The organism is Prevotella pectinovora, assembly GCF_041323955.1.
Lineage (GTDB): Bacteria > Bacteroidota > Bacteroidia > Bacteroidales > Bacteroidaceae > Prevotella > Prevotella pectinovora.
Genome location: NZ_JBGLIV010000001.1, coordinates 1027578 through 1045309, shown reverse-complemented (window position 1 = coordinate 1045309; position 17732 = coordinate 1027578). Strand labels below are relative to the sequence as shown.

Annotated in this window: 7 protein-coding genes and 1 pseudogene; all 8 read left to right on the top strand. The window is 48.8% G+C overall.

From position 1 onward, the window contains the following. Nucleotides 1-241: 241 nt before the first annotated feature. Entirely contained in the window at nt 242-1516 is a 1275-nt protein-coding gene (locus ACDC99_RS04085) for an adenylosuccinate synthase (RefSeq protein WP_303222612.1), read from the top strand. A 22-nt stretch (nt 1517-1538) separates the two neighbouring features. After that, nucleotides 1539-2900, top strand: coding sequence for a histidine--tRNA ligase (gene hisS / locus ACDC99_RS04080; protein ID WP_022316004.1), 1362 nt, complete (start codon nt 1539-1541; stop codon nt 2898-2900). 295 nt (nt 2901-3195) lie between these two features. Next, on the top strand, nt 3196-4215 hold the full coding sequence (locus ACDC99_RS04075; protein ID WP_231556906.1) for a rhamnogalacturonan acetylesterase: 1020 nt from the start codon (nt 3196-3198) through the stop codon (nt 4213-4215). 259 nt (nt 4216-4474) lie between these two features. Then, a complete protein-coding gene (gene ppdK / locus ACDC99_RS04070; RefSeq protein WP_042519919.1) occupies nt 4475-7195 on the top strand; it encodes a pyruvate, phosphate dikinase in 2721 nt (906 codons plus the stop codon). Between the two features lie 1101 nt (nt 7196-8296). After that, nucleotides 8297-9115: pseudogene (locus ACDC99_RS04065) on the top strand (IS982 family transposase); the annotation flags it as partial. Between the two features lie 563 nt (nt 9116-9678). After that, nucleotides 9679-11340, top strand: coding sequence for a DUF5686 family protein (locus tag ACDC99_RS04060; protein WP_370755911.1), 1662 nt, complete (start codon nt 9679-9681; stop codon nt 11338-11340). Between the two features lie 30 nt (nt 11341-11370). Beyond that, a complete protein-coding gene (locus ACDC99_RS04055) occupies nt 11371-14637 on the top strand; it encodes a UvrD-helicase domain-containing protein (protein WP_370755909.1) in 3267 nt (1088 codons plus the stop codon). 20 nt (nt 14638-14657) lie between these two features. Beyond that, the gene (locus ACDC99_RS04050; protein ID WP_370755907.1) at nt 14658-17525 is read left to right on the top strand and encodes a PD-(D/E)XK nuclease family protein; all 2868 of its coding nucleotides are present in this window, start codon (nt 14658-14660) and stop codon (nt 17523-17525) included. The last annotated feature ends 207 nt before the right edge of the window (nt 17526-17732 follow it).

Sequence of the window (17732 nt, the reverse complement as noted above, 5' to 3'; positions counted from 1 at the left end):
AATATAAAATAAAGTAGTATTTTTGTACGCAGAAACGGTTCATGCACGTTTTTTAAAAGTGCTGACCGTGGCAAAGAACAGGAAATAACAGAAGGCGAAGGTTGACCGTCGGCATGTCGTCCGTCAACGTCATGAAGTTTTGTTGTCACCAATTCATTAGATTTGTTTTGGTCCAAAGAATTCCGTTGACTTTCAATTTGCCAATTTTCAACTCTTCGGCTAATAAAAATAACATATAAAAATGGAAACAGGAAAAGTTGATGTCCTGCTCGGTTTGCAGTGGGGCGATGAGGGAAAAGGAAAAGTTGTAGACGTACTGACACCAAACTATGATGTCATTGCCAGATTCCAGGGCGGTCCAAACGCTGGACACACGCTGGAGTTCGAAGGAGAGAAATACGTACTGCGCAGTATCCCGTCAGGTATTTTCCAGGGTGGAAAGACAAACATCATCGGAAACGGAGTAGTTCTGGCTCCTGACCTCTTCATGGCTGAGGCCAAAGAACTGGAGAAAAGCGGACACCCGCTCACCAAGCGTCTGAAAATATCAAAGAAAGCCCATCTCATCATGCCTACACACCGACTGCTCGACGCCGCATACGAGGCAAGAAAGGGCAAGAACAAGGTCGGAACGACAGGAAAAGGCATCGGACCGACATATACAGACAAAATCTCACGTACAGGACTTCGTGTAGGAGATATCTTCGACAACTTCGAACAGAAATATCAGCAGCATAAAGCACGCCATGAAGAGATGCTCAAAGACCTCGGCTATACCGACTACGACATAACCGACGTGGAGAAGACATGGATGGAAGGTATAGAATACTTGCGCCAGTTTGAGATTGTTGACTCTGAGCATGTCATCAACAAGGTGCTGAGAGACGGCAAAACCGTGCTCTGCGAAGGCGCACAGGGCACTATGCTCGACGTTGACTTCGGTAGCTATCCGTTCGTAACATCTTCAAACACTATTTGTGCGGGGGCCTGCTCAGGACTCGGCATAGGCCCCAACAAGGTTGGAGAGGTTTACGGCATTATGAAGGCTTACTGTACACGTGTCGGAGCTGGTCCGTTCCCTACAGAGCTTTTCGACGAGACCGGAAGCAGACTGCGTGATATCGGACACGAATATGGAGCCGTTACAGGAAGAGAGCGCCGCTGCGGATGGATCGACCTCGTTGCACTTCGCTACGCTATAATGATAAACGGAGTTACACAGCTCATCATGATGAAGAGCGATGTGCTCGACGGATTCGACACAATCAAGGCTTGCGTGGCCTACCGCAAGGATGGAGTCGAGACTCGTGATTTCCCATTCGATATCGAGCATGGCATAGAGCCTGTATATACAGAACTGCCAGGATGGGAAAAAGACATGACAAAGATAACGAGAGAAGACCAGTTCCCGAAAGAATTCAAAGACTACATCGAATTCCTGGAGGCTGAACTCGAGACTCCTATAAAAATCGTGTCGGTCGGTCCGGATAGAGAACAGACAATCGTAAGAAATTAACATATAGACATAAATACAACAGATGAGCAAACCATCAATACCCAAAGGCACGCGCGACTTCACTCCAGCGGAGATGGCGAAACGAAACTATATTTTCGATACAATTCGCTCCGTTTACGCCCTCTACGGCTTCAAGCAGATAGAGACACCCGCTATGGAGACGTTGCAGACGTTGCTCGGAAAATATGGCGAGGAGGGTGACAAACTCCTCTTCCGTGTGCTCAACAGCGGAGACTATCTCACCAAGGTGAGCGACGAACAGCTGGCAGAACGAAATTCGCTTGCACTCTCTTCAAAAATCTGCGAGAAAGGATTGCGCTATGACCTCACCGTGCCGTTTGCACGCTTTGTCGTGATGCACAGAGATGAAATCCAGTTGCCTTTCAAGCGTTATCAGATTCAGACTGTGTGGAGAGCAGACCGTCCACAGAAAGGTCGTTACAGAGAGTTCTATCAATGTGATGCCGACATCGTGGGCAGCGATTCGCTGCTCAACGAGGTGGAGTTGGTGCAGATAATGGATACCGTATTCCAGCGTCTTGGAATAAGAGTACAGATAAAAATCAACAACCGAAAGTTGCTATCAGGAATTGCCGAGATTGTAGGAGAGGCTGAAAAGATAGTGGACATTACGGTGGCTATCGACAAGCTCGACAAAATCGGTCTCGACAAGGTGAACGAAGAATTGAGAACTGACGGAATAAGTGAAGAGGCGATAGCCAAGTTGCAGCCTGTCATAACTTTATCCGGAAGCAATGAAGAAAAACTCAAGGTCATGGAAGACTTCCTTGCTTCGTCTGAAGTGGGCATGAAGGGAATAGAGGAACTTCGTTTTATTCTGAATGCCGCATCACAGGTTGACCTGAAAAACGAACTTCAGCTCGACCTCACGTTGGCTCGTGGACTCAACTATTACACAGGGGCAATCTTTGAGGTCAAGGCGTTGGACACTCCAATGGGAAGCATCACAGGCGGAGGACGCTACGACAACCTCACAGGAATCTTCGGAATGCCAGGAATAAGTGGAGTGGGAATTTCATTCGGAGCCGACAGAATATATGATGTGCTTAACACTCTTGACCTCTATCCAAAGGAGATAACGACCGACACCCAACTGCTCTTCATAAATTTTGGAGAGAAAGAAACCTGCTATTGTCTTCCTGTCGTTGCCAAAGCCAGACAGAACGGAATACGCACGGAGATGTTCCCTGATGCAGCGAAGATGAAAAAGCAGATGGCATACGCCAATGCCAACGCCATACCATATGTGGCTCTCGCCGGCGACGACGAGATACAGAAAGGGGTGGTGACGCTCAAGAATATGGAAACAGGAGAGCAGGAACAAGTAACACCAGAACAACTGATAGAAATTGTGAAGGGATAATACGTATATCGAGTGCCGGCAGTAAGTAGTTTCTGTCGGCACTTTTTCGATTAAGCCCCCAGCGTAATTATAGTAGGCATATAGTGCCTGGAAATTTTGAAGACCATCATAATATGATTTATTGCATAATCGCCACCATATATATTATGTATATTATGTAGTAGGATTTCTGAAAGCCTATCCGGCATCTGTCATCATGGCATTCCATCAGGATGCCAGTACTCCATTCACTATCCGTTACGAGGCAATTCACAATTTCAAATACCAAAACAAATACATTTATAACATAAAACAAATGAAAATTAAAAAATCGATTGCAGACCTGGCAACTCCATTGCACACGATTCTGACAATGGTCCTTGCAGTGCTTGCCATCTCGTCGTTCAGGGCAGACAAGACAAAGACAATCTTCATGATAGGAGACTCAACGATGGCTAACAAAGACATCAGCGGAGACAAGCAAGAGAGAGGGTGGGGAATGATGCTGCAGAACTATTTCGACGACGGCATCATCGTGGACAACCACGCCATGAACGGACGCTCATCGAAGAGCTTCATCAACGAAGGCAGATGGAAAGCTGTGCTCGACAGGATAATGCCCGGCGACTACCTCATAATACAGTTCGGCCACAACGACGAGAAAACTGACTCGGCTCGCCACACCACACCAGGAACCACCTTCGACGCCAACCTCAGACGCTTTGTAAGGGAAGCAAGAGAAAAGGGCGCCACGCCGATACTCATGAACAGCGTGGTGCGCCGCAACTTCAGCGACTCAAAGACGGCTGTTGCCGACGATGACCTGCGTGACAACTCCTCAAAACAACTCGCCGAGGGCGACACCCTGATAGACACCCACGGTGAATATCTCGTCTCGCCAAGGCGCGTGGCCAAGGAAATGGGTGTAGTCTTCGTTGACGCAAACAAGATTACACACGATTTGGAACAGTCGATGGGAAAAGAAGGTTCCAAGAAACTGCACATGATATTCAAGCCGGGAGAAACTCCATCGCTGCCAGACGGAAGGCAAGACAACACACACTATAACATCTTTGGCGCCAACAAGGTTGCAGGATTGCTCGCCGACGCCCTTTGCAGACAAGTGGCCGAGCTGGCAAAACATCACGTATACTATGACATTTATGTGTCGAAAAACGGCAGCGGACAATTTGACGACCTCGAGTCTGCGGTGGCAAGCGCTCCAAAAGGCAGGAAAGTCACAATCGCCGTGTCGGGAGGAGAATGGAAAAAGCCTGAGGCCATGAAGGGAAAGAAGGTGAAGTTCGTGTTGACACGAGGAGCAAAGTTCCTTTGATATTTATAAAGTAGAGTTTGCAAAATGGTCATAAACATAAGGAGTATTTTGATATAAATCATTTTTTGAAAAATTAAAACATGCACAAATGTTAAGATTTTGTCTGAAATGTTGCATTTTATTCCCTAATTTATTATTTTTGCAGAACAAAGGAAACATATTTCCAATAAAACTGAACCATAATTCTAAAGAACTAAGAAAAATAATTCAGAAAAACGGAGAATAATTCTAACTAAATACACGTAATTTTTATTAAACTATGAGCGAAAAAAGAGTTTATACCTTCGGCAATGGTAAGGCTGAAGGTAAGGCAGACATGAGAAACCTGCTCGGAGGTAAGGGTGCCAACTTGGCGGAAATGAACCTTATCGGCGTACCAGTACCTCCAGGATTCACTATCACTACAGACGTTTGTAATGAATACTTCGAGAAAGGAAAGGAAACCGTAGTAAGTCTCCTCAGAGATGAGGTAATCGCTTCGGTACACCATATAGAAGGACTGATGAACAGCAAGTTCGGCGACATTGAGAATCCATTGCTCGTCAGCGTGCGTTCAGGGGCAAGAGCTTCAATGCCAGGCATGATGGACACAATCCTCAACCTCGGTCTCAACGACGAAGTTGTGAGGGGATTGGCAAAGAAGACCGGCAACGAGCGTTTTGCATACGACAGCTACCGCCGCTTCGTGCAGATGTACGGAGACGTGGTGCTCGGAATGAAGCCAGTAAACAAGGAAGCCATCGATCCGTTTGAGGCCATCATAGAGAAAGTGAAGGCACAGCGCGGAATCTCTCTCGACAACGAAATGACAGTAGACGAGCTCAAGCAGCTCGTAGACCTCTTCAAGAAAGCCATTAAGGAGCAGACCGGCAAGGACTTCCCTACAGATCCTATGGACCAGCTCTGGGGCGCCATCTGCGCCGTGTTCGACAGTTGGATGAACGAGCGTGCCATCCTCTACAGAAAGATGGAAGGAATCCCGGCAGAGTGGGGAACAGCCGTTTCTGTAATGGCTATGGTATTCGGAAACATGGGCAACACATCGGCAACGGGTGTTTGCTTCAGCCGCGACGCCGCGACTGGTGAGAACGTGTTCAACGGTGAGTACCTCGTAAACGCACAGGGCGAAGACGTGGTAGCAGGTATCCGCACACCACAGCAGATCACAAAGCTCGGCTCACAGCGTTGGGCTGAGCAGCAGCAGATACCAGAAGAGGAGCGTGCAACCAAGTATCCTTCAATGGAAGAGGCCATGCCGGAAATCTTCGCTCAGCTGGACGCTCTGCAGCACAAGCTAGAGAAGCACTATCACGATATGCAGGATATGGAGTTCACCGTACAGGAGGGCAAACTGTGGTTCCTGCAGACACGTAACGGAAAGCGCACAGGTACCGCAATGGTAAAGATAGCCATGGACCTGCTCCACGAGGGCGAGATCGACGAGAAGACAGCACTCAAGCGTTGTGAGCCAAACAAACTTGACGAGCTCCTACACCCCGTATTCGACAAAGACGCTCAGAAGAAAGCCAAGGTCCTCACACGCGGTCTTCCTGCATCTCCAGGTGCAGCATGCGGACAGATCGTATTCTTTGCCGACGACGCAGAAAAATGGCATGAGGCTGGTCGACGCGTCATAATGGTGCGCATCGAGACAAGTCCTGAAGACCTTGCAGGTATGGCTGCCGCAGAGGGTATTGTAACCGCACGTGGCGGTATGACATCACACGCAGCCGTTGTGGCCCGAGGTATGGGTAAATGCTGTGTTTCAGGTGCCGGTGCGTTGAACGTTGACTATAAGGCAAGAACTGTAGAAATCGACGGTGTCACACTCAAGGAGGGCGACTACATCTCGCTCAACGGTTCTACAGGTGAAATATATTTCGGCGAGGTGAAGACAAAGCCAGCAGAGGTGACAGGTGATTTCGCCGACCTCATGAAGCTTTGCGACAAATATACGAGACTCGTGGTTCGTACCAATGCAGACACACCACACGACGCCCAGGTTGCACGCAACTTCGGAGCCGTAGGTATCGGACTATGCCGTACAGAACACATGTTCTTCGACAACGAGAAGATCAAGGCAATGCGTGAAATGATTCTCTCCGACACAGTAGAAGGACGCAAGAAGGCGCTCGAGAAGCTGCTGCCTTATCAGACTAAGGACTTCTACGGAATCCTCAAGGCCATGGACGGATGCCCTGTAAACATCCGCTTGCTCGACCCACCATTGCATGAGTTCGTGCCACACGATCTCGCAGGTCAGCAGACAATGGCAGAGGAGATGGGTCTTACCGTAGCAGAGATTCAGAAGCGCGTTGACAGCCTGAGCGAGCATAACCCTATGCTCGGACACCGCGGCTGCCGTCTCGGAAACACATATCCAGAGATCACAGAGATGCAGACAAAAGCAATCCTCGGTGCTGCCGTGCAGCTGAAGAAGGAAGGCTTCAATCCGGAGCCGGAAATCATGGTGCCGCTCATTGGTATCGTCAACGAGTTCGACATGCAGGAGCAAGTTATCCGCTCTACAGCCAATAAGATTTTCGAGGAGGCTGGTGTTGAAGTTGAATTCAAGGTCGGCACGATGATCGAAATTCCTCGTGCAGCCCTTACGGCTGGTTACATCGCAAAGAAGGCTGAATACTTTAGCTTCGGTACAAACGACCTTACTCAGATGACTTTCGGCTACAGCCGCGACGACATCGCAAGCTTCCTGCCAGTATATCTGGACAAGAAGATTCTGAACGTAGACCCATTCCAGGTGCTCGACCAGACAGGTGTCGGTCAGTTGATAGAGATGGCAGTCGACAATGGCCGTAAGACCCGTCCAAACCTTACATGCGGTATCTGCGGTGAGCATGGTGGTGAGCCTTCATCAGTCAAGTTCTGCCATAGAGTAGGTCTCAACTACGTAAGCTGCTCTCCATTCCGCGTGCCAATCGCACGTCTCGCAGCGGCGCAGGCTGCTGTGGAGGAATAATCCTAGAATGCTGAAAATTAGCGAATCGAGTAGGAGGTAAACACTAATCATAGGTGTTTATCTCCTACTTTCATGTTTACCGACCTCTCACACCACCGTACATGCGGTTCCGCATACGGCGGTTTCGTGCTTTTACACCTCACGGTGTGTGACAAGTTGTTTTCAGCCATCCCTTCGAGATACGTCACTTCTATTCTATCGTCGGATTCCGTCCTATCGTGTGAATAGAGAGTTCCTTTTCGGACATCTGACTACAAAAGACTCTCAAGGTAGCAGTCATTTACTATTGTATTGCACGATTCTGTCCTTCCCTTTAGGCAAACCCGTGCCTTGGGTACTATGACCTCTGCTGACTTCTCGCGACAAGCTATACTCCGTCATGGTACATCGAATACATCATCTTCACCATGCGTCCGCAAGACCTCCTCGGATAAGGGCATTGTCTTTCCATCTTATACCTACTTCATTTACACCAACCGTTCCGAATAGCTATGGGACTTTGATTTGTTTGGCAATCTTATCCACGGTCATATGCTTTATATGAAGTTTCTGTTCGTTAGGTCAGATGTTTGTCTTGGGCTTCCTTCAGATTCCACCTCGCGATGGACACCCTTGCCTTTGACTATGCAATTCCCGCTATTAGGGCTTGCCCGGGACTTTCACACGTTAGACAATGCTCATTCCGAGCGTACCAATACGAGGCAAGCACTTGAAAATCAGGTGCTTGCCTTTATTTATTCATTTGCTTTTATGTTTTGATTCTGAATTTTCTCATGTTGCCTTGGTTTTGATAGATGATCATAGATGTGGAAGGTTGTGCCGAGGCGGTCTGACAGGTTGCCGAACAGCTGCTTGTCGACTTGGAAGAGGAGCTTGGCTGATGGTATTGCCACGGATTTGCTGCCAACCGAGAGACCGACCCAATATCGGAGTCGATATTCAGATAATAATGATTGCCGTAGAATTCCTTAGACAGGAGTTTAGACATTTTATTTATTCCTCCGTATCTATTATTGATAATCACAATTATGTAAAATAACAAGTCGATAAAACCACTTTCCTCGTCAAGTTGTCTACTTGATGTCCATTTGTGAGCCTGACGGGCGTAAGCACCGCAATCGGAAATGTACTATGAGCCGGTCGGAAATCATGACAATACTCATCTGCTTTCATTTCAATACTTTCTGCAACTTCAAGCATTATTACTTCTTTTATGTCAAGGCGCACCTGCACGACTTGTTCCCAAAGCAGCTCTCATATAACCGCTTTGTTGAACTCGAGTCCAGAGTCGCGGTTGAGATGATGCTGTTCCTCCAACTGTTTTGCTTTGGCAGATGCACGGGTATAAGTTTCATTGACAGTACATGCATTCCTGTATGCCACAACAAGCGCATAACAAGGAATAAGGTGTTCCGTGGTTATGCAGAAAGAGGCAAAAGCACCATGGGATGGTATTTCGGTTTCAAGTTACACCTGATATGCAATGAGAGAGGTGAACTGCTTAACTTTATGCTTACGAAAGCGAATGTTGACGATAGAAACACAGATATTTTTAACAGATTGAGTGATAATGTGTTCGGAAAATTATTCGCAGACAAAGGATATATTTCGCATGGCTTGTTTGAGAGATTGTTTAACGACGGTATAGAAATTGTCACTGGCTTGAAATGCAATATGAAAAACAAGCTCATGCCATTGTATGACAAGATTCTGTTGCGCAAAAGATCTGTCATAGAAACCATCAATGACGAACTTAAGAATGTTGCACAACTTGTACATTCAAGACATTGTAGCGTGTTCAATTTCGTAATGAATGTCCTTTCTGTTTTGGCTGCGTATAGCTTCTTTGAAAAGAAGCCATCCATCAACATTGACTATTGCATAGAGAATGTTGACGGACAGCTTGTTGTTATAAAGTAAACTTCATTTGGACTTTACAATTCTGCATTTTGCCATCCATATTGTTTGGAGGGCAAATGTAATATGCACCTGTCGGAAATCTGGCATAACAAGAAAAACGACTGCCGCTTATCCCGAACTCAGGTATTTAGGAAAAAAAATCCTTGTTTATTTGCTTACTCGTCTCCTTGTAAACTTGAAAAAAATTCCATATCTTTGCATTTTAATCCGCGAACTGGAATTTCAGAGTTCTTCAGTACGAGAAATTGAAATTTGGAGTCTCATATATAAAATAAGGTGAGTTGAAAAGGAGAATCATCTTACTGATGTTTATTGTTTTCTGCGCGGCAGCCGGAGTCTTGGGGCGCGAAAGGAAAACAGATGTCGACAATCTCTTGCTTGACAGGATTTTCGACAAGGGCGACAGCTTGCTGCAATCCAGAACAGACACCTCTCTCTATATATATCACAATTTCAGAATCGACATAAAGAAGAGGAATTTCATTCTTAAACTCCTGCCGTCGATGTATCCCATAGCCAAAGGACGAAGGGAATATCAAGGAGAAAGACTGTTCAGACTAATTATGTCAAATAGAAAAATCAGAGACCTTCAGTCCGTGAGGTCAAGCGGCAACGTGCCACGCAACAAGGACGTGGTGTCGATGATGAAGATCCTGCTGCGGCCCAGAATCTACGGCGCCACGATATTCGACAGCTTCCTGCTCTCGCCGTTTGAGCGCACTAACAGGAGCTTATACAGATACAAGACGGAGCACAACAAGACCACGGGGCTGATGAGAGTGGCGTTCCGACCACGCTTCAAGAACATACAGCTTGTGGCAGGCTCAGCCAACGTGGACTCGGCGGGCTGCATACACGAAGTGGAATTCAGAGGCACGATCGACGTGATGAAGTTTAGAATCCGCATCCTCATGCAGAAAGACCATCCGCCCATGCCCCACAGCAGCAACGTGAGGACACAGATGCGCTTTATGGGCAACAAGGTGGTGTCGGCATACAACGTGCTCTACCATCTGGACCCTGCCGCCATAGACACGCTCATAGCCCGCAGAACGCAGAACGACCCTACCCCCGACAGTGCCACGACTAGGCGCAACCGGAGAGAGAGCAGCTTATGGAAAGACCTGGGCAACTATCTCATAGACAGACTGGGCGGCGATTTCGGAGGCAACATGAGGGGGAGCTTCAGAATGTCGCCCATAATAAACCCTCTCTATCTGGGCTACAGCAGCTACAAGGGAGTGACCTATCGCATAAAGCTCAACGGGAACCTAGATTTCAGCCCCAACGCAAGGCTCGGCATGGGTGCGAGGCTCGGATATTCATTCAAGCTCCGACAAGTGTATTTCAACATCCCGATGCGGCTCACACTCGGCAGGCGGCTGACCATAGAGACGGAATACGGAACGGGCAACCATATCTTCAATTCGGAAATCCTCACGCAGCTCAAGCATGAGTCGTACGACTCCATCAGATGGGAGAACCTGAGGCTCGACCTCTTCAAAGACATGTACTGGCGCCTGCGCACAAGTTTCCTCATCAACCCGAGGCTAAGGCTGGGTGCAGGATTCGCCTACCACAGGCGTACGGCGGTGGACCCGCAGGACTTCGCCGCAACGGGCAGGAAACCGAAGTATTACTCCTTCTCCCCCACCCTGCAGCTGGTATGGAGCCCGTGGCTGAATCGGGGCCCCGTACTGACCTACGACTATGAGCGGGGCATAAAGGGAGTGATACGGTCTGACATGAACTACGAGCGCATGGAAATAGACGCCTCGTGGAAAATACCCGTGATGAAACTCCGCGTACTATCGATGAAGATGGGATACGGAATATACACATCAAGAAGCAAGGGGGCCTACTTTCTGGACTACAGGAACTTCAGATACAATTCCATCCCAGAGGGATGGAACGACGACTGGACGGGGGAGTTCCAGCTACTGAACAAAAACTGGTATAACGCCTCGAAATACTACGTGAACAGCAATCTGACTTATGAGTCGCCCCTGCTGCTCGTGTCGAGAATACCATTCGTGGGAAAATTCATCGAGATGGAGAGGCTCTATTGCAACACACTCTTCACAGACAAGCTGCACCCCTATCTGGAGTGTGGCTACGGACTGACAAACCGTCTCTTCTCCATAGGGCTCTTCCTAGGGGTGAGCAACAAGCACTTCGAGGGCACTGGCATCAGAATGAGCATGGAGCTGTTCAGAGACTGGTGAATAAAAAAAAACGACAATAAAACCACACACATGAGTTCACTCACAGTTTACAAGGCAAGTGCCGGCAGCGGAAAGACATTCACGCTTGCCGTGGCATACATAAAGCTGCTCGTAGCCAATCCGGCAAGCTACAGAAACATCCTGGCCGTGACTTTCACAAACAAAGCCACAGAGGAGATGAAAACCAGAATACTGAGCCAGCTCTACGGAATATCACGAGGACTGGCCGAATCTGACGACTATCTGAAAAAGATAGCACTTGAGACACAGATGGCGGAAGACGACATCAGAAAAGCAGCCTCGGCAGCCCTCTCGCTCCTCATACACAACTACGACTATTTCCACGTGGAGACCATCGACACGTTCTTCCAGAGCGTGCTCAGGAACCTCGCGCGCGAACTGGACCTCTCGGCAAACCTCAGAGTGGAACTCAACGATACGGCGGTGGAAAACCAAGCAGTGGACCTCATGATAGAGGAACTCGACAGAAAGTCGCCCCTCTTCTCATGGATCGTGAGGTTCATAATGGAAAACATAGACAAAAACAACAGCTGGAACATCATCGGCTCGGTGAAGGATTTTGGACGGATGATATTCAACGACCAGTATCGCGAAATCGGGAAAGCAGTGAACGAAAAACTCTCCGACAGCAGATTCCTCACCTCCTACCGCACCAAGCTGCGAGCCGAAGAGATCGCCGCACGGGAAATTCTCAAGGAAACAAGCTCTGAATTCTTCAGGCTCATCGGCAAATACGGCATACAGGAAGAGGATTTCAAGGGCGGGCAGAGAAGCGGAATACAGAAATACTTCCACCGACTGGCCGAAGACGACCTCAGCGACAGGAATTTCATACCGAAGACCGTGGCAAACTGCATGGAAAGCGAAGAGAACTGGGTTGCGAAAACCAACAAAAACCGCGACCTCATAATACGGGCAGCACGCGAGAGCCTCATGCCCCTCCTCGAGAGGGCGGAAAAGGAAAGGACGACAGCCGCGACAATAGTGAACTCCGTGGCCGCCACGCTCAAGAACATCAACAACCTCAGACTGCTCAGAGACATAGAAAACAAGGTGAAGGAGATGAACGCCGAGGCAAACAGATTCCTGCTCAGCGACACGCAACACCTGCTGCGAATGATGATAAACGACTCCGACTCGCCATTCATCTTCGAGAAGATAGGAACACATCTCAACCACATCATGATAGACGAATTCCAGGACACGAGCGTAGTGCAATGGAACAACTTCAAGGTGCTGCTCGGCGAATGTCTGAGCCATGCCAAGACTACGCCCCCGGGAGTGACAGACAACCTCATAGTGGGAGACATAAAGCAGAGCATCTACAGATGGAGAGCCGGAGAATGGAGTCTGCTCAGCAATATCGCAGAAGCATTCCCCGGATACTCCGTTAACGTAGAATCGCTCGACACCAACTACCGTTCCGAGCAGAACATCATCCGCTTCAACAACGCATTCTTCCGCTCTGCCATAGCCGCCGAATTCGCCAACGAAAGCAATACAGACCAGAACAATGCGCAGCAGATAAACACAGCCTATGCCGACGTGGAGCAGAAGACGATAAAGAGAGAAGCCAAGGGACTCGTGAGCGTCAGGCTGCTGCCAGCCGAAGGCTACGAAGAAAACACGTTCGCCATACTGGCAGACACCATACACGAACTGCTGCAAAGAGGAGTGAGGCAGCGCGACATAGCTATACTGCTGCGCTCAAACAGATACATACCCATGCTGGCAAACTATTTCACGGAATGCCATCCCGACATAAACATCGTGAGCGATGAGGCTTTCAGACTCGACCACTCGGTCGCCGTGTGCTGCATCATAGATGCCCTGCGCTATCTGTATGGCGGAGACGACGTGCTCACGAGAGCCTGTCTGACAAAGAAATATTCGCTCGCCACAGGCAACGACACATTCTCCGGCAGTCAAATGACAAATATGAAAGACCAGGGCGACAATCTGCTGCCCGAGGAATATACCGCACACCAGGAAGAGCTGAAAGAACTGCCGCTCTTCGAGCTCTGCGAGGAGCTGCTCCATATCTTCAGGCTCGACCGCATGAAGGAGGACGGAGCATATATCTGCGCATTCTTCGACTATCTCAACGCATACATCAAAGACATGTCGGCAGACGTGGCGGGATTCCTCAGAGAGTGGGACGAAAACCTGCACTCGAGAACCATACAGACCGACGACATCGACGGACTCAGGATAATCAGCATACACAAGAGCAAGGGACTGGAATTCGACAACGTGATAATCCCGTTCTGCGACTGGAAGCTGGAACTATACGGAAACAATATCTGGTGTCATCCCGCCGTGGAGCCGTTCAGCCAGCTGCCCCTCATCCCCATCAGCTATTCACCCACACTCGCAAAGTCTATCTATGCCGACGACTACAAGTATGAGCACATGCAGAACACGATAGACAACCTCAACCTGCTCTACGTAGCTTTCACCCGACCGAAGAAGAATCTCTTTGTCGTCGGCAAGCGCAACGCGGCAGGAACACGCTCCATGCTCATAGAGCAGAGCCTGGTGGAAACGGCACAGTCACTAAAAGGAGCCACAATAGAAGGCAAGGACGACAACAGTACAGAACTCACGTTCACATACGGAGAATTCTGCCCTGGCAAGACTAAAGAGGAGGACAAGAAGTCGGGAAACGTGTTCCTGAAGCAGGACATCTCCGTGGCTGCCACCATAGAACACCACGAAATACCACTGGAGTTCAGACAAAGCAACAACAGCAAGAAATTCATACAGGAGAACAACGGAGAAGAACAGGAAGAAAACACGGAGCCGAAAGCCGACTATATCAGCACGGGAAACATACTGCACCAGATATTCTCTGGCATCAAGACGGCAGCCGACGTGGAATCCGAGCTCGACAGGTTTGAAGCAGAAGGAATACTCTATGGAGACAACCTGGACCGGGAGAAGCTGCAGAGCCTGCTCAACGGATACCTGACGGGAAACGAACTCGTGGCTGACTGGTTCTCGCCCCGATGGACGCTCTTCAACGAATGCACGATAATCTGCGAGGAAACCGACGAAAAGACCGGAAAGAAGGAAATCGTGGCACGACGACCCGACCGTGTGATGAAAGACGGCGACGAAGTGGTTGTGGTGGACTTCAAGTTCGGAAAGCCCAACGAAAAATATGCCACCCAGGTGAGACAATACATCGGATACCTCAGACAGATGGGCTACGCCAATGTGAGAGGATACATCTGGTATGTATTCAGGAAAGAAATAAAAGAGGTGGAAAAGTAAAAAACAATACATTGGAAAATATGAAAACATTCCTACAGATAGTAGCACAGGATATAATAAGAAAATACGGAAATGACCTGTCGCGCATAGCGATAATCTTCCCGAACAAAAGAGCCTCGCTATTTCTCAACGAAGAACTCTATAGATGTGCCGGCAAGCCCGTGTGGGCGCCAAACTACCTCACCATCAGCGAACTCTTCCGCAAGTATTCCAAGGCAGAAGTGGGAGACCCCATAAAGCTGGTCTGCGACCTGTATAAAAGCTTCGTCAAGATAACAGGCAAAGACGAGACGCTCGACCACTTCTACGACTGGGGTAGAATGCTCATAAGCGATTTCGACGACATAGACAAGAACATGGCTGATGCAGACAAGCTCTTTGCCAACGTGGCCGACATCCATGAATTCGACGACGCTTCTTATCTCACGGAAGAGCAGAAGGAGATTCTCAAAACCTTCTTCAGCAATTTCTCCGAAGACCACAACACAAGGCTGAAAGAACTCTTCCTATCGCTATGGACAAAGCTCAAGGACATATACAACGATTTCAGAGAAAGACTTGCCAGCCAAGGACTTGCATACGAGGGAATGCTGTATAGAGAAGTGATAGAAAATGGCGGAATAGAAAAAGAATTCGACAAATACATCTTCGTGGGATTCAACCTGCTGCAGAAAGTAGAACACCGACTCTTCCGACATTTCAAGGAAGAAGGCGCAGCCGAGTTCTATTGGGACTACGACGAGTTTTACTGCAACCCGAAACGCACAGCCTCAAGCCACAAGGAAGCGGGAAAATACATCTCAATGTATCTTTCGGAACTGGGAAACTCCCTGCCGCAGGAGGACTACGGGGCGGCTTACGACAACTTCTCAGCCGACAAGACAATATCATTCATAAAAGCCAAGACGGAGAACATACAGGCAAGATTCGTCAGCGAATGGCTGAGGCAAAACGGACGCTACAAGGACGGCAGGCGCACGGCAGTGGTGATGTGTGACGAAGGGCTGCTCACGGGCATAATGTATGCAATACCGGAAGAGGTGGAAAACATAAACATCACCACGGGCTACCCCCTATCGCAGGCCCCGGTGTCATCATTCGTGTCGCAGCTGCTCGACCTGCAGACCATCGGACTGAGGACCGACAACGGATTCAGAATCTCCTTCATCCGTAGTCTGCTCACACATCCATTCACCAAATATCTATCCGCAAAAGCCTCAGAACTGCTGAAGGAGCTACAGGTGAAGCGGATTCTATATCCGAAAAACGAAGAGCTTTGGGCAGACAACAGTCTCAAGGCGCTCTTCCTGCCGATGGACTCCAACCTGAAGCTCATGCAATGGCTACTGAACATACTGAAAAACATAGCCGGGAAAAATGAAGACGTGCTCTTCGTTGAGTCGGTATTCAATATGTACACGCTCATAAACAGGATAAAGGGACTCGTGGAGGTAGGCGAACTTGATGTGGACAGGATAACAATACAGAAGCTCCTCAAGCAGCATATCGCAGCCACATCGATACCATTCCACGGAGAACCGGCGATAGGAATACAGATAATGGGAGTGCTGGAAACGAGGAACCTGGACTTTGACCACGTGCTGCTGCTCTCATGCAATGAGGGGAACATGCCAAAGGGAATAAGGGATTCGTCATTCATCCCCTACTCCATACGAAAGGCCTACGGGCTGACAACGGTGGACAACAAGGTGGCCATCTATTCCTACTATTTCTACAGGCTGCTGCAGCGGGCGAAAGACATCACGATTGCATACAACACATCGACGGAAAACGGCAACAAAGGCGAAATGAGCCGCTTCATGCTCCAGCTCATGGTGGAGAGCAGACACGAGATAAACAGGCTCTCGCTGCATGTGGGACAAAGTTCGGTGGAGAAAATCGCCGTAAGGTATGAGAAGGACGACAACGTGATGAAAATCCTTTCAGCCTACGGCTCCCTCTCGCCAACGGCTCTCAACAGATACCTGCGATGCCCGATGCAGTTCTACTTCAACAACATAGCCGGAATAAGGGAGCCCGACGAGGACATAGAGGAACAGCTCACGAGCAGGGCGTTCGGAAACATATTCCATAATGTGCTCGAAGAAATATACAAGGACTTTGCCGGGAACGGCAAGATGATAACTTCTGAAGTGATAAAACAACTCTCTGAAACACAGAACATCGAGGCCGTGGTGGACAGGATGTTCCAGAAAGAGATGTTCGGAAGCGACGAACGGCTGTGGCGCAAGCTCCACTACAACGGAATGCAGCTCATCAGCCGCACGGTACTCATAAAATACGTGAAGCGGCTTCTCGACATCGATCTGGAACTGACGCCCTTCAGCATCGTGGCACTCGAAAAAGACATGTTCATGAATCTGGACGTGAATACCGACGAGGGAGTAAGGAAAGTGAAGGTGGGAGGAAGAATCGACCGCCTCGACATGGTGAACGACCCCAAGACGGGAAGGCAGACCATCAGAGTGATAGACTACAAGACGGGCGGAAGCGACATAAAGACTCCTGTAGCCACCATCGGAGAGATATTCTCTGCCGACGAAGCCGGCGGAAAGAAACACACAGACTATTATCTGCAGGCGATGCTCTACTCGATGATAGCCCGAAACGACAGGAAACTGAATCCCCAGGCGCTGCCAGTCAGTCCGGCACTAATATTCATCCAACGTGCATTCGGGGAGAACTACGACCCAGTGATCTCGCTGGGCAGACAGAGAATCAACGATGTGGAAGAATATCAGGCGGAGTTCGGAGAGGGGCTGAAAGCCCTTGTGGCAAACATATACGACAGGAAAGAAGCCTTCGCGCCTACCGCCAATCTGAAAATCTGTACATATTGCCCATACAAGCCCTTGTGCGGCAGATAGCGGAAAGGCTAAGACTCCAACCTTCACTTAGGTCGGAATCTTGCCCCCAACAGTAATTGATGCTCAATAGTAACCATCCCTCCCCGACAATCAGGACTCAAGGGTAACCGTCCATCCCCTATAAGGGGGAGACTGTCCGAAAACTATAGCCACGTAGGTTAGATTCGTTACCAGTCGTGTGATTTTGTTTGTTTTGTTATAGTTGTT